This window comes from Martinezella sp. CNPSo 3964 (assembly GCF_057784375.1).
Genome location: NZ_JBXSOW010000018.1, coordinates 69,532 through 82,227 on the forward strand (window position 1 = coordinate 69,532; position 12,696 = coordinate 82,227).

Annotated in this window: 15 protein-coding genes and 1 pseudogene; 6 read left to right on the forward strand and 10 right to left on the reverse strand. The window is 55.1% G+C overall.

Translation table 11 applies throughout. The features are described 5' to 3' along the window. The first annotated feature begins 59 nt into the window (after positions 1-59). Positions 60-593, forward strand: coding sequence for an NUDIX hydrolase (locus tag AC13Q5_RS33245; protein ID WP_488504670.1), 534 nt, complete (start codon positions 60-62; stop codon positions 591-593). Positions 594-628: 35 nt separating this feature from the next. On the opposite strand, the gene AC13Q5_RS33250 is transcribed toward AC13Q5_RS33245, so the two are convergent. From AC13Q5_RS33250 to AC13Q5_RS33265, 4 genes are all read right to left on the reverse strand, one after another. Beyond that, positions 629-1,168: an NUDIX hydrolase gene (locus AC13Q5_RS33250; protein WP_488504671.1), complete on the reverse strand. Its 540-nt coding sequence runs from the start codon at positions 1,166-1,168 to the stop codon at positions 629-631. Between the two features lie 72 nt (positions 1,169-1,240). Then, positions 1,241-1,543: a cold shock domain-containing protein gene (locus tag AC13Q5_RS33255; protein ID WP_488504672.1), complete on the reverse strand. Its 303-nt coding sequence runs from the start codon at positions 1,541-1,543 to the stop codon at positions 1,241-1,243. A gap of 48 nt (positions 1,544-1,591) precedes the next feature. Next, positions 1,592-1,909, reverse strand: coding sequence for an integration host factor subunit beta (locus AC13Q5_RS33260; RefSeq protein ID WP_488504673.1), 318 nt, complete (start codon positions 1,907-1,909; stop codon positions 1,592-1,594). 245 nt (positions 1,910-2,154) lie between these two features. After that, positions 2,155-4,185, reverse strand: coding sequence for a methyl-accepting chemotaxis protein (locus tag AC13Q5_RS33265; RefSeq protein WP_488504674.1), 2,031 nt, complete (start codon positions 4,183-4,185; stop codon positions 2,155-2,157). Between the two features lie 394 nt (positions 4,186-4,579). Between AC13Q5_RS33265 and AC13Q5_RS33270 the strand changes: the two genes are divergently transcribed. Together AC13Q5_RS33270 and AC13Q5_RS33275 are read left to right on the forward strand one after the other, a co-directional pair. Beyond that, positions 4,580-4,903, forward strand: a complete 324-nt coding sequence (locus AC13Q5_RS33270; protein WP_488504675.1) for a hypothetical protein — start codon at positions 4,580-4,582, stop codon at positions 4,901-4,903. 60 nt (positions 4,904-4,963) lie between these two features. After that, positions 4,964-5,458, forward strand: a complete 495-nt coding sequence (locus AC13Q5_RS33275) for an NUDIX hydrolase (RefSeq protein ID WP_488504677.1) — start codon at positions 4,964-4,966, stop codon at positions 5,456-5,458. A gap of 36 nt (positions 5,459-5,494) precedes the next feature. On the opposite strand, the gene AC13Q5_RS33280 is transcribed toward AC13Q5_RS33275, so the two are convergent. Both AC13Q5_RS33280 and AC13Q5_RS33285 read right to left on the reverse strand, forming a co-directional pair. Further along, positions 5,495-6,727 (reverse strand): GGDEF domain-containing protein, encoded by a 1,233-nt coding sequence (locus AC13Q5_RS33280; protein ID WP_488504717.1) that lies wholly within the window; start codon positions 6,725-6,727, stop codon positions 5,495-5,497. A gap of 88 nt (positions 6,728-6,815) precedes the next feature. Next, a complete protein-coding gene (locus tag AC13Q5_RS33285; protein ID WP_488504678.1) occupies positions 6,816-7,184 on the reverse strand; it encodes a YybH family protein in 369 nt (122 codons plus the stop codon). Positions 7,185-7,646: 462 nt separating this feature from the next. On the opposite strand from AC13Q5_RS33285, the gene AC13Q5_RS33290 reads away from it, so the two are divergent. After that, positions 7,647-7,910, forward strand: a complete 264-nt coding sequence (locus AC13Q5_RS33290) for a hypothetical protein (protein WP_488504679.1) — start codon at positions 7,647-7,649, stop codon at positions 7,908-7,910. Between the two features lie 151 nt (positions 7,911-8,061). Here the strand turns inward: AC13Q5_RS33290 and AC13Q5_RS33295 are convergent, their stop codons facing one another. The 3 genes from AC13Q5_RS33295 to AC13Q5_RS33305 form a co-directional block, all read right to left on the reverse strand. Beyond that, positions 8,062-8,475, reverse strand: coding sequence for a hypothetical protein (locus tag AC13Q5_RS33295; protein WP_488504680.1), 414 nt, complete (start codon positions 8,473-8,475; stop codon positions 8,062-8,064). Positions 8,476-8,797: 322 nt separating this feature from the next. Beyond that, positions 8,798-9,034 (reverse strand): hypothetical protein, encoded by a 237-nt coding sequence (locus AC13Q5_RS33300; protein ID WP_488504681.1) that lies wholly within the window; start codon positions 9,032-9,034, stop codon positions 8,798-8,800. Positions 9,035-9,369: 335 nt separating this feature from the next. Next, entirely contained in the window at positions 9,370-10,542 is a 1,173-nt protein-coding gene (locus AC13Q5_RS33305) for a DUF2252 family protein (RefSeq protein ID WP_488504682.1), read from the reverse strand. A gap of 308 nt (positions 10,543-10,850) precedes the next feature. On the opposite strand from AC13Q5_RS33305, the pseudogene AC13Q5_RS33310 reads away from it, so the two are divergent. Continuing rightward, positions 10,851-11,024, forward strand: a pseudogene (locus AC13Q5_RS33310) (DUF2934 domain-containing protein); the annotation flags it as partial. Between the two features lie 359 nt (positions 11,025-11,383). On the opposite strand, the gene AC13Q5_RS33315 reads toward AC13Q5_RS33310, so the two are convergent. After that, positions 11,384-12,154, reverse strand: coding sequence for a response regulator transcription factor (locus AC13Q5_RS33315; protein ID WP_488504683.1), 771 nt, complete (start codon positions 12,152-12,154; stop codon positions 11,384-11,386). Positions 12,155-12,519: 365 nt separating this feature from the next. On the opposite strand from AC13Q5_RS33315, the gene AC13Q5_RS33320 reads away from it, so the two are divergent. Beyond that, positions 12,520-12,696, forward strand: coding sequence for a DUF3606 domain-containing protein (locus tag AC13Q5_RS33320; RefSeq protein WP_488504684.1), 177 nt, complete (start codon positions 12,520-12,522; stop codon positions 12,694-12,696).

The window sequence follows — 12,696 nt, forward strand, 5'->3', positions numbered from 1 at the left end:
GCTCTCGAGATCGCTTCCGCGATTGAGACGGCAGTTAAACTCTGACAGGTTAGCGCGTCATGGCATCCAAGAAGGAAGGCAAGAAGCCTCCACCCTCCGACTCAAAGCATCTGCTGAAACAGCTCGCGCGTACGCCGGAAAAGCTGTTTGCGAGCGCATTCAGGACCCAATACGGCGCGCTTTGCTTTCGCTATGCCAGTGATGGCCACGCGATCGAGATCCTTTTGATCACCTCACGTGAGAGCGGGCGGTGGATCATCCCAAAGGGCTGGCCAATGAAAGGCAGGGCGCCCCATGAGGCCGCGGCGATCGAAGCGTGGGAAGAGGCCGGCGTTCGTGGCAAGGTGGGAAAGACACCGGTCGGCCGCTACACCTATCTGAAGGAGCTCGATGACGGCAAGGTCGTCCCTTGTGTCGTTGAGCTATTCCAGGTGGAGGTGAGGGAGGTCAAGGCAGGCTTCAAGGAACAGGGCCAGCGTCGGATCGACTGGGTTAGCCCTGACGAAGCGGCGCGACGGGTTCGTGAAATCGAGTTGAAGTCGCTGTTGGTCAATTTTCATCCTCTGGACAAGCGAGCTCGCCGAAGGAAGTGATGGCGTTTTGCAAGCAGGGACCCGCAGCGGGGTTGTTAGAACGAGCCACTAGGTCGCGAGGTTGCTTTTGACCCAGCCAGCGTTTTCCTGATCGTTGCAACGAATTTGGGGGCGTCCGCATCGACAACCAGCCTGATAAGCTGCTGCAGTTCAGGTTCGCGGATATGACTGGCAGCGGCGTTCGCAGACAGCCAGAAGCACTGTCTCCGGCCCTCCGGCTGAAACCTCCTGGACTGACTTTCGACGAACAGCAGATGGACCATTACCGTCAGCGCGCTCCGCGGCGAGCTTTTGCGGTGGGTATAGTGGCCGAGCGGCGTTTTACTGATGCGACCGGCAACACCTGCTTTCTCCAGTGCATGTCTTTGGGCACACCGGTATAGCAGTTCGTGTTTGTGGATGTTGCCCTTGGGAATGGTCCAATAATCTGCCTCGCCACTCGAAATGAGCAGCACTTCGACCGCTCCGTCTCTGCCGATACGCCAACAGATCGCACCGCACTGGCCAGCCTTCCGAAACGAAAAAGCGTCAAGCGCCTCGGCATCTCTCGGAAAATCAGACGAATAGGATCCCATTGATTTTACCTCGCCGGTGACAAGGATAGGGCGATCGTCAGATTTGGAAAGCCGGCAAAAACTAAGCTGGCTTCAGGCTTGCCGCAATCCCCACTCTTTTTCGAATTCGTCCGCGAAATCGTTGAGCGGGTCATCCATTGTTCGAGCCGGCGATTTCGCACCAGCGCTGCGAGCGATTGGCGATAGTTCCTTCGCCGACCTTTTGCCGCCTTCAACCTCAAGAGTATAGGAGAGGGGCACATCTGGCCGCAGATGAGGCAGCTTCGCCTTCAGCACTTCACTGAGATGTACGAAAACATCTGGGCTGTCGTCGTCGGGCCTTATGAAGCCGTAGCCCTTGCTCGCGTCGAACCATTTGATTTTGCCTGTCGCCATTCCGTTCCCATATTGGTTTTGTTGGTCGGCTTACGAGTTAAATCACTTTTAATCTGCGGGGTTGGCTTCACTCGCTTTAAGATCGCTTGCGGCGTTCAGGCGTTGCTGCATGTCTTTTCCCGCCTTGAAAAACGGGACCCATTTTTCCTCGACGAAAACCGACGTGTTCATCTTAGGGTTTCTTCCGGTTTTGGATCGGCGATAACGCACACTAAACGCACCGAATCCTCGTACTTCAACCCTGTCGCCGCGCATCAGGGCTTCAGCCATTTCCTCAAGGATCGCATCAACAATTCTTTCCGCGTCCTTCAGATGCAGAAAGGGCCTGCGCGCGGCAACGATTTCGATAAGCTCGGATTTGATCATGTCACAATCTAATAGGCTCGGAATTTTCAATTTGGCAGGCAGCGGCAGCATGTCATCAGCTTTGCAAAGCCGCTGCGCATGCTCCTAGAATTTCCCGTTAATTGAATAGTTTGCAAGAGATGACGTGACCCAGACTCCCGAAGATTTCACGATTGCGACCGGGATTTCCCGATTTATTCGACCCTCCATGGCCGGAACAACAGAGGGTTGTCGGCAAGTTGGAGAGCTTAGAAGAGTCGCATATATCAAAACTCTTCCCAATCGGCCTTTTGAGCAATTGCGGCGTTGCCGGAGAAGCTATTGGCGATCTTGCGGCCGAGTGCCCGTGCCGGTGATGCGACGGGCTTTGCAGCTTTGACGACCAGCCGTGGCGCCATCGCAGGCTGAAGCTTGAACCGGCCAATGAGATCGCGAAGCATCGTAACCTGATCGGCTAGGCCGTTGGTGGCCGCCGTCGACTCCTCCACCATGGCGGCATTCTGCTGCGTGGCCTGGTCCATCTGGTTCACGGCGGTGCTGACTTCTGAAAGACCGGTCGACTGCTCTCGCGCGGCAGTCGAAATGGAATGCACATGCTCGTTTATCTTGACGACATGGCTTTCAATCTCGGCAAGGGCAGAGCCGGTCACTGTCACCAGCTTCACGCCGGCGCCAACTTCCTCGCTGGAGCGATTGATGAGCGCCTTGATGTCCTTGGCGGCATTTGCCGATCGCTGTGCCAGTTCACGGACTTCCTGGGCAACCACGGCAAAGCCCTTGCCGGCATCGCCGGCCCGGGCGGCTTCAACGCCGGCATTCAAGGCAAGCAGGTTCGTCTGGAAGGCGATTTCGTCGATGACATTGATGATCTGACCGATCTCGCCCGAAGCCTGCTCGATCTTGCCCATTGCCGCAACAGCTTGCCTGACGACCGAACTCGACTGCTCCGTGCTCTTGCGCGCTTCATCGACCATGTGGCTGGCTTCCAAGGCCCGTGTCGTGGAATTTTTCACGGCCACGGTGATTTCCTCGAGGGCTGACGAGGTTTCCTCAAGCGAGGCCGCCTGTTGCTCGGTGCGCTTTGACAAACTGTCGGACGCTATCCTCATCTCTCCCGTGTTGCCGTTGATTGTTTCTATGGCGCCGGATACCTCGCCAAGGATCGCGTGCAAATTGGCCATCGTCGCGTTGACGTTGTCCTTCAGCTCGCCAAAAGCCCCTTGAAACTCTCCCCGCATCGATTGTGTCAGGTCTCCCTCGGCAAGGGCGGCGACAACCCGGCGGGTCTCGGCGATGCTGTCATCGACCGAGGCAACCAGTTGGTTGACGCTGGTTGCAAACCGGTCGAGATCCGGATTGTCATAGGTTTTGGTGATGCGCTGGGTGAAGTTGCCCGCGACCGCCGCGGAGACGACGGCAGCGATGCTCACCTGCAGGTCGGCACTCTTTGCCTGCAACGCTGCTTCCTGAGCATTCAGATCCCGGACCTTGATACCATTTTGCTTGAACACCTCGACGGCCCGTGCCATCGCGCCGATTTCGTCCCGACGGCTGACATAGGGAACGCCTGCGTCGAGATGTCCGGCCGCCAGTTCATCCATGCTGCCGGTGAGGCCATTGATTGGGCGCGCGATGGCTTTGGAGCCGTAGAGGGTCGAAACGATCAGTGTCGCAATCGCCAGCAAACCGACGCCGAGATTGAGGAGAAGAATCAGGTTTGCCGCAGCATTTGCTTCCTCGTCGGCCTGATCTGCCGCTTTTTTCGCAGCGTTAACACCATCGTCGAACAGCTTAGCGGCCGGGTCCGACATTGCCAAAAGTTTGGTCTGGATGTCAGCTTCTTTCGCTTGGATTGCCGCAGCGGCGTCTTTGCTTTGCAGTTTCGTCTTCACGACATCGGCCAGGTCGGTCGCCATGGCAAAGAAATTTTCAGATAATGATTTGAGATTTTGTACTCGATCACGGTCGGCCTGTGACTTCAGCTCTGTCGTGGCTTCGTCCAGAAACGTGATGACCGAATGATGGCGGGCCGACAGGTAATCCACTGCCTTTGCGATCTCTTCGGGGGAGGATGCCAGTCGCAGATCGCGGACGCCAATCTGCATGCCGCGCAGCGATGCTTTCGCATCGACAAGATTGCGCGAAACGATCAATTGATTTTTGAGAAGAGCGGAGCACTCACCGATCATCTGCCCGCCGTACAGCACGATCAAAAGCATGATCGCGACCATGAAAATGCCAAGCGCGGAGAGTGCCGCCAGTTTAGTACCAATACGGGATGAAATAGCCGACAGCATGCCTTATGACTCAGGTAATCTGCCAGATGCCGCCATAGGATCAGCAGAGACGAAAACAACGCCAGCATCATGCAACGCGCCAAAGAGTATTGCGCGAGTATCAAGCGATGAAGTCGTCTCGCGTTGACTGTCATGAAACTGTCATAATGGTAAATAAACACCTTCAATTTTGAGGCAATAGTAGTATTTTTCGCAAAACGGCTAAGCATTGCGCGGAATGACCGGTCTCAACGGTTGAGATTACGTTGGATTTCTACTCCCGCGATTCTGTTTTCAACGGTCATGCAGCTGCATGCCCAGAAAATGACTTCGATGTTGATTGGTGAAAGGATTGCCGATCTTATGTATTAATTGAGAAGGTCGGATCACGCATCTGAGGTTCGGAGGCGGAGCAATGTTGGCAATCGATGACGTCTTACAAGCCTTTGCGCGGCTAAGTGCAGGCGATCGTCTCATATGGATCGACCGTTGGGCATCGATGCTTGTCGATTTGTCGCATAATCGCGCTGGCGAACGGGACTGCGAGACCGCGCGCACGCTCCTTGATATCGGTCGCATGCTTTGGGTCATGCGCGAAGACCTTGCCATGATCGACAATCTGACCAATCAGGCCATTATCGCTCGTGTTTTGGATATAATTTCTGTGATGCAGACTGGCGCTCCGGCCGGCGTGACGATCTCTCGTTTCGGAGAGCGAGAACCAGCTGAGGTTACTTGAAGCGGATCTTGGCTCGAATCGGATCTCCTAATATAGTGAAGCGACATATCCGGAGGTTCGATGGTCAGTCAAAAACCTCATCTCGCAACTCTCGCTATCCATACACCGTCGATGTTGTATGACAATTGTGCTGCTCAGGTCGGCGCGCTCTGTTTCCGTACCACAGAAGCAGGTCAAATCGAGATCCTACTGATTACGACACGCGAGACGCGTCGCTGGAGCATCCCCAAAGGTTGGCCAATCAAGGGATTGAAGCCTCACGAAGTCGCAGAACGTGAAGCATGGGAGGAAGCCGGGATCAAAGGCAGGGCGAAGAAGAAGCCCTGTGGGTATTATACCTATTTAAAGCGGCTTGCGGATAGCCGGACGATACCGTCCGTGGTGGAGGTCCATGCTCTTGAGGTCAAAGAGACCTGTAATAGCTTTCCCGAAATTGGCCAGCGGTCTTTGATATGGCTGCCGCCGATCGAGGCGGCGATGCAAGTTTCAGAACCTGAGCTGAAGGGCCTGCTGGCCAGCTTTGAAAATGGATGCCGACCCCAAAAGGCGTCTTGAACGACTCTGGTTAAATGCCCTTATAGGTGTGAGCTCCTAGCCTTCTTCCCCTCGATAGAGGACGACGCGGTTCCGTCCGGATTGTTTGGCGCGATACAGGGCCTTGTCTGCCTGGCTCTGCAACTGCTCAGGAGTCGTTTCGTGGGTGGCCTTGAGATAGGCCACACCGACACTGACTGTTACACAAGATGAAGTCTGCGCGCCGGGATTGGGAAATGCGGCGTTTTCTACACTCTCTCGAATCCGCTCGGCGACTTCAAATGCTTCCACCTCGCCAACCTCCGGAATCATAATCAGGAATTCTTCACCGCCGTAGCGTGCCACCTGGTCGTGGCTTCCTCTCAGGTTGCTCTGAATGATGCCGGCGACCTTGACCAGGCAGCGATCGCCTTCGCCATGGCCGAGACTGTCATTCAAGGCCTTGAAATGATCGATGTCACACATCAGCAGGGCAATGCCTCCTGCTTCGGCTTCCGCGCTCCAAAGGCGGCTGAGCAATTCCATCATCCAGCGCCGGTTGGCGATGCCGGTGAGTGGGTCGGTTCTTGCCAGAAGCTCAAGGCGAGCATTCGCAGCGGCCAGTTCCGCCACTCGGCCTTTGTCCCGGAGCTCGAGAAGAAAGGTCTTTTGCGCGAGGATCGTCATGGTGCGACGCGATACCACCGTCGCTATGATGCCGGCGGCGAAGAATAGCGTGGCGGCTTCCGAGCTTCCCAGTGCAATGGCCGGATTGCGCATTTGGAAGAAGAGATAAAGGCCCAGAGCCATCGCGGCAATGATCGTCGTCGCTGGCAGCGGGATGGCAAAGATGATGATCGCGGAAATGGCCACGAACAACATGATGTTCAAATGCCGCTCGTAAAATTCGCCTCCCGCATTGACGCCGACCAGAGCGACGGAGAGGAGGATGAAGAACAAGCCGGCGATAAGGATCGCTATCTGCAGCCTGAGCGCACCCGGCTTTCTCCAAAAAAAGGCGGCGCCCAAAGCTGCCGGGGGCAAAATGCAAGCCGGCGCGATCATGGAGAGTGCGACCGCTCTCGGAAGCAGGATCGCGTTCAGTCCCAATGTAAGCAGGTCTATGAATGTTACCCAAATCATCCATGAGCGGATGACCTTGGCGGTTCGCGGCCAGGAACGCTCATGAAACAGGTGCAGGAGATCACCTTTCAGCCGGATGTCTCGCGTGCGGCCTTTCAGAAGGCGTTCAACCTCCTGCAGGAGGGCAGGGCTTTCCCGTGAAAGCGCCCTCTCCCTGGATACCTCCACAGTCTTTGGTGAAGCTGCCTTGTTCACCTCATTCATTTTATCCACTTAGTGAAGCTCCCTGCTGTCAAAAAATGGCTAGCTGTCCAAATTAGATCGGAAAGCGGCTAAGATGCTCGTGAACGATTTTCCAGTCCCGGCCTTCCTTCCTGAGGATCGCAGTCCCGCGACCATGTCCCCTAAACGGCCGCCCATCGATCTCTGCTTCCCAACGATATTTATAGATGCACGTTGCAGCAATCTCGCCCACGACAATCCAACGCACATCTTCGAGCCAATAACGGTCGTTTCGAAGCCGCTGCCACGTTCTCTCGAGGGCAGCTTGAATTTCCTTGATGCCGTTGTGGGCTCCATCGGGGAACCAGAAAATCGCCTCAGTGGATATGAGAGGCGCGAGATCTTCGAAATGATGCGATGCTAACTTTTCTTCGTAAAGCCGCAGAACATCATCGGGTGTCATCACTTGGTCTCGGTAGCTTTGTCGATACTTGGCTAAACTTTTCCGGACAGTCTTCGTTCCCTGCCGCGGCGCTCGGGCACGGAGCCGCCGTCGTCGTGGACATTATGATGAAGCCGGCCGGCATGGGCTGATCGCCGCGGATCGGCGCTTAGGCATGGTAACAACAACGTTGGCATTTATCATGTCTAGCTTACCGGTCGCCGATCAGGTTGCCGTTGTCACGGCGGCGGCCCTAGTATCTTGCAGCGGCATTTGCGCTGGGCGCCAGCGTTGGGCAATTGAAGTCGCTTAGTGCCATCAATCCGCGATCTTCCCTGTCGGTGCGCTTTTGATCTTCGAGTGTGAGTCTCGCTTGCAACAGCGCTCGGACAATTCGCGACGCGGCCAATTTCGGACTGGATCTCTTTCCTGCAATCCGGCTATTCCCTCAATTGCGGAGTGATTTGAGCGCAAGAAGTAGCGGTGGACATCTCCGAAACGGGATACGTCATGATGGCGCAGATGATTGCTGAATGGGCGATACAGAACGGGTTCAATCTGCTCGATTCCTGGAAGTATCGACGCAGCAACGATGGGCACACCATCACCATCGAGATCAAAAGGTTCTCGGTGGTGCTGATCGATGAAAGGGCAGGCGTGCGACCGCGGATTGTCTCTGCCTTGTTCAAGGATTTGTTGTTCGGGAGCCCGAATGGCAAACTCGAACGGCTTTTGCTCGATCGTTGAAGAGGATCGAGTAACAGAGTTTCGATCCTTCCAGTCGCGTTATTCAATTGGGTCCGGCGTCGCCATCTCGAAAACCTGATGAATGAAGGGCGCAATTGCGGATGAGCTTCAACCGGCGGTCCTCTTAATCGAGCCTGATGTCCAGGTGAACCTATTTAATCGAAAAGGCGACGCTCTCCAGCACCTTACCGTCCACGGACAGGACGGCCTCGTATTTGCCGACCGGGAACCCTGCATTCGGCTTACTAAGTGACGCGTTGACGTGGTTTTCCAGCGAGCCGATATCAAAACTGGCTTCATCTATCTTATAGTTCGCTGGTGCCACGCCGTTCGTATCTACAGCGATCCACGAAACTGTGATTTTTGAACCTGAGTCGATGTCATCTGCAACGTCTGCGGACAGATAAATAGCAGCACTGTTCGCCGGAAGCGTTGTCTGCGTTTCATCGGCGTCCTTGGTGTTCGAGATGACGATGTTCTCGAAGCCTGAGGCCCAAGCCGTCGAAGTCGAAGCAATGGTCGCCGTAAAAACAACTGCCTGCAAGATGCTCCTGATGTTCTGCATTTTGAATTCTCCCGATTAGCGGGATCTTTTTAGGTTAACTCCATGAATCCAAAATTAGGCGTAAGCAATCGCAACGGAAATTTTAGGCATTACTATTCCAATGAACCAAAAATAGTCATTGCTCCGATCGGATGATTTGCCAGCAGGCACACCGTTCGGACGCTTCGCCTAAGGCCGCGCCACATTTTCACGGCCAACCGGCATTGGCGGTGCAGAATAGATGGCATCGTACGTCGCCGCTTTGTGCCGCATGGGAGGCGTGGCATTTACCTCAGGCAAGGAGACGGACCCGGTCTGCACCAACCGGGTCCTAGGAGGGCGACTATCGGCAGACACGCTCTTCCGTAACGACCCTACGGCCGTGGTGCCATTCCTTCACCACCTTTGTGAAACAGTGACGGCGGCGATCATTCCAGTCACCGCGATCATGATGGTGATGGCGGTGATAGTAGGGACCACCATCGTCGTTCACAACGACAACCGAAGCGGCTTGGGATGGAAGTGCTGTCGTTGCGAGAGAAGCGACAGCAAGTGCAGAAGCAATAAGAAATTTGTTCATGGGGGCTCCGAACATCTGCTCTTGTACAACGTCGTGGAGGACGTTGGATCAAGGCTAGCACCGGCCTGATGAACGGGAGATTACCGCAGCCTTCACGCGAACTTCAGCTGGAGACGTCGGGCTTTCATTCAATCACCAGGCCTCGCGGCGCTACAATTTGAATAGTTATTTTGCCGCCATTTTGCGATCCTCGATTGTCGCTGGCTTCCGCGCGGCACGCGAGGCGTGATGACGATGACGCAGCCGACGTTCATTGGCCTCGATGTCCAAAGCACTGCCAATCGAGCAATTGTTGGAGAGACCCATGCGGTCCAACCTGGACCCTCCTGCCTTTATCAGTGATGTACCAATGCAAATTTACGGCAATGCTCAAGATAGGCCTTGTCGTGAATGGACAGGAGTTCGATCACACTCGACCAAAGCCAGGATGGCATCTCCGGTTCTTTCTTGCGTGAACGGCCAAGTTCCGAGATCCAGGATCGCCATTCCCCATGATCCAGCTGCCGACCGTGAGCGTGTCCCACAACTCCACCGAGGTAGTGGGCGATCGCCTGGATTTCGTTTCCGGTGAGGCGATCAATCTCGATCTTCATGTCCTCGGGTGCGATTTGGCGAATGAACACATCCTTGCCAACCACCTTGGATGCGACCATTCGCTCACCAAGATTGGGGGAGAGCGCCTTTGCTCCGGCAACCACCCTCTCGGCATAGTCGCGCGGCATCTTGATTTTAGAAGCTGACGGAGCTGTGGCGGGCACAGCCTCCTTGATATCCAGCAGCGAAACCGGTCCGTGCTTGCCGTTTCGAACTAAAACGGCGCATCGCAGACGCCCAAGAGAGCTGCAGCCCTTGATCCAATAAGCAGCATCAAGGATTTTCAGATCGTCGGTCGGACATGTCTTTGATCCCAGCACGGTGTTTTCCACTTCCGGCTCATTGCAAAGCGCGAGAACCGCGGCGCGTTCGGCTCGATGCAGCGGCCAGAGGCGCTTGTTGCGGGGAAGCCGGGGATGCTTTGTTTGAAAGTCCTCCATTGCGAGGTTCTTCCAGCGTCGGTGAACGGCACGTTTCAACAGCCTCCGGATGTCCTTGGGCTTGCGCAGGTGCGGCGTGCTGGCCTGGCTTTCCACGGAGGCGACCTGGTATCCTGCAATGAGGGCCTCAAGCATTCTTGCGGTCGTGACGCCGGGGAGGTCGGAATCGCGCGCAGCCGATGCGAGCGACAGGCCAAGGCGGATAAGATCATGGGCGGGGTTGCCGATAACCGCCTGATCGAAGTCCCTGATCTGAATAGCGACGTCGCCATCAGGGGAGGCCAAGGCACCTAGATTGCCGAGATGACAGTCACCGCAGATCCAGATAGGAGGCCCGTCCGGGATGAATATTGAACGTCGCTCGAGCCATTCATAAAAATGCTTGGTCGTGCCGCGTATGTATGTCGCTGGGGACCGCGCCATTTTCAGGTTTCGGCGGGATTGGAGGAAGAAATCGCGATCCTTGGCACTCATCGGCTTACATTGCGCCTCCCATACTTTGTGCTTGCGATGCGTTGGATGAACGAGCCAAAGCAGGCTTGGTTCCGGCGCGCCAAAGCGCGACGGCCGGTCGATCCGCCGACTCCGGTGAACACCTTCAGAGACCTGTTGAGATAGCTTTTAAGAACTGGTGTGCCGATTGCTCGCAATGTCGGATGTTTAGCGATTATGGGTGACGGCGCCCGACGGAACAATGCTCGCGCAACAAGGTTACTATGACGCAGACCAACAGTATAGGGAATCGTTCCCTTGCGACGGTTGATGTTCTGGCGAGGACAGTGATGGCAATCGATAAACAAGAACAAATCCGACGCCGCGCCTACGAAATTTGGGAGCAGGAGGGTCGCCCGGAGGGTTCAGCAACGCGGCATTGGCTTCAGGCATCTGATGAGCTGTCCGAAGACAACGAGCACGAGACGTTACAAGATCTGATCGACGAAGATGATCGCGACGACGAGATGTCAGAGACACCAACCCATTCCCGCGATTGAGCAGATTGATGAGAGCGCTGGGCTAAGGCCACAAGCAGAGGCGACGGTGTGTCAAGGCGACGCGATCAAGGTTTCGGGCATCCTCGCCAACACCATTCAGAAAAAAAGCATCGGAACCCTTCAACATCGAGGCAAATATCGCGACGTGTCGGACTGTTGATTAAGACCCCGTCCTGAATGGCGGCATCCAGTCGCTCAAGCTTCGGTTCCTACACCGTACCTCGGCAAGAGACTCGATAAGGCCCGCGCGCGCTCTCTAGTCACCCCCGGCGACGCTGCAAACAAGCAGAGTTAGTGACGGTAGTTTTCGGCAGGAAATGGAGTTATCGAACGAGCTCGCGCATCTTGTAGGCGACCTCAGTCCGGTTCGTCGCATTTAGTTTTTTCATGATATTGCGAATGTGGACCTTCACAGTGCTTTCGCAAAGGTCCATTTCGTACGCGATGATCTTGTTTGCTTTTCCGCGTCGCAGGCCTTCGGCGACGACCACTTCACGTGGCGTAAACATGCCGTCAAGCAAATTGCTTCGTGGCTCGGCAATGGCAGTGATCGCCTCCTTGGCAGCAAGCAGGCTACTTGCGGGCACGAAGACACCGCCTGCGCGGGCAAGGGCCAACGCTTCGGCCGCAACCTTGATACCAACGCTGCTCGGGATATAGCCGCGAGCGCCACATTCCAGGGCGTGCAGGAGTTGAGCGAGTTCATCGCCATCGGCGCCGACGATCACCGGACTTGTCTGAAACCTTTCCGCAAGACCGCGGATCTTGGCGCTAATGTCGGTGTCGGACACCTTACGGCCGCCGATCATGAACAAGATTGCAGACGGCAATGTCTCCATACCCCGCATTTGCCATTCCTCCAACGAGCCCACTGTTATGATATGCAGCGCACTGTCGCAGTCAGTCAGGCTCTTCGAAAGACACTCACGGTCCAGAGCACGGGAATCGATGAGGAGAACGTAGTCTTCCCATTCATCGATACCGGGAGTGCCGACAGTGATGAACGGACGCAATGAGTTTGATGTTGGAACTGAAATAATGCAGGCGCCCGATTCCGGTGTAAATTTCTCACTCGTGATCGACTGTCCGATCATGGCCGTTACTCCCAACTATAAAATTGCCCCGTTGTAAATTCTACCCGTGGATCCCATTTTTTTTAAATTCCTGGTTTTTTATTTTCTTATATTTTTACTCCACGCATTAACATAAGTTAATATAGAGTTCTAATTTCGATAAAATTTCTTCTTAAAGCTACTTTGCAGTATATTTAATTTTCCTAAATTACTATTTATGTTGGGAGAGTCAGGGCAGCGCCGGTCGCTCCGCATGAGATATTGTGCCGGAATGTGCCGAAGCGGATCTTGATGTCGCCATGTTGCTCCGGGCTCGCCTTCGCTCATGGAACTTCTTGATTCGATGCCCGTTTTTCGTGGGTCGAAACCCCGAAGGAGGTACTGTCATGGCAATCACATCGCGAGGCCGCGCCCAGGATCGTGCGAAAGTCGCAAGCGGCCGGGAACACGAAGTCCGTTATGAGGCGAAGAAAGAAGGCGTATCGAAGGATATGGTCAAGAAGGCCGTGAAAAGCGCCGGAAACTCGCGCAAGAAGGTCGAAGCGGAAATCGGTCGGCGCTAA

Excerpts from the sequence above, each read along its gene's own strand:
- AC13Q5_RS33245 (WP_488504670.1), top strand. The coding sequence starts at position 60 with ATGGCATCCAAGAAGGAAGGCAAGAAGCCTCCACCCTCCGACTCAAAG.
- AC13Q5_RS33250 (WP_488504671.1), bottom strand. The coding sequence starts at position 1,168 with ATGGGATCCTATTCGTCTGATTTTCCGAGAGATGCCGAGGCGCTTGAC.
- AC13Q5_RS33255 (WP_488504672.1), bottom strand. The coding sequence starts at position 1,543 with ATGGCGACAGGCAAAATCAAATGGTTCGACGCGAGCAAGGGCTACGGC.
- AC13Q5_RS33260 (WP_488504673.1), bottom strand. The coding sequence starts at position 1,909 with ATGATCAAATCCGAGCTTATCGAAATCGTTGCCGCGCGCAGGCCCTTT.
- AC13Q5_RS33265 (WP_488504674.1), bottom strand. The coding sequence starts at position 4,185 with ATGCTGTCGGCTATTTCATCCCGTATTGGTACTAAACTGGCGGCACTC.
- AC13Q5_RS33270 (WP_488504675.1), top strand. The coding sequence starts at position 4,580 with ATGTTGGCAATCGATGACGTCTTACAAGCCTTTGCGCGGCTAAGTGCA.
- AC13Q5_RS33275 (WP_488504677.1), top strand. The coding sequence starts at position 4,964 with ATGGTCAGTCAAAAACCTCATCTCGCAACTCTCGCTATCCATACACCG.
- AC13Q5_RS33285 (WP_488504678.1), bottom strand. The coding sequence starts at position 7,184 with ATGACACCCGATGATGTTCTGCGGCTTTACGAAGAAAAGTTAGCATCG.
- AC13Q5_RS33295 (WP_488504680.1), bottom strand. The coding sequence starts at position 8,475 with ATGCAGAACATCAGGAGCATCTTGCAGGCAGTTGTTTTTACGGCGACC.
- AC13Q5_RS33300 (WP_488504681.1), bottom strand. The coding sequence starts at position 9,034 with ATGAACAAATTTCTTATTGCTTCTGCACTTGCTGTCGCTTCTCTCGCA.
- AC13Q5_RS33305 (WP_488504682.1), bottom strand. The coding sequence starts at position 10,542 with ATGAGTGCCAAGGATCGCGATTTCTTCCTCCAATCCCGCCGAAACCTG.
- AC13Q5_RS33315 (WP_488504683.1), bottom strand. The coding sequence starts at position 12,154 with ATGATCGGACAGTCGATCACGAGTGAGAAATTTACACCGGAATCGGGC.
- AC13Q5_RS33320 (WP_488504684.1), top strand. The coding sequence starts at position 12,520 with ATGGCAATCACATCGCGAGGCCGCGCCCAGGATCGTGCGAAAGTCGCA.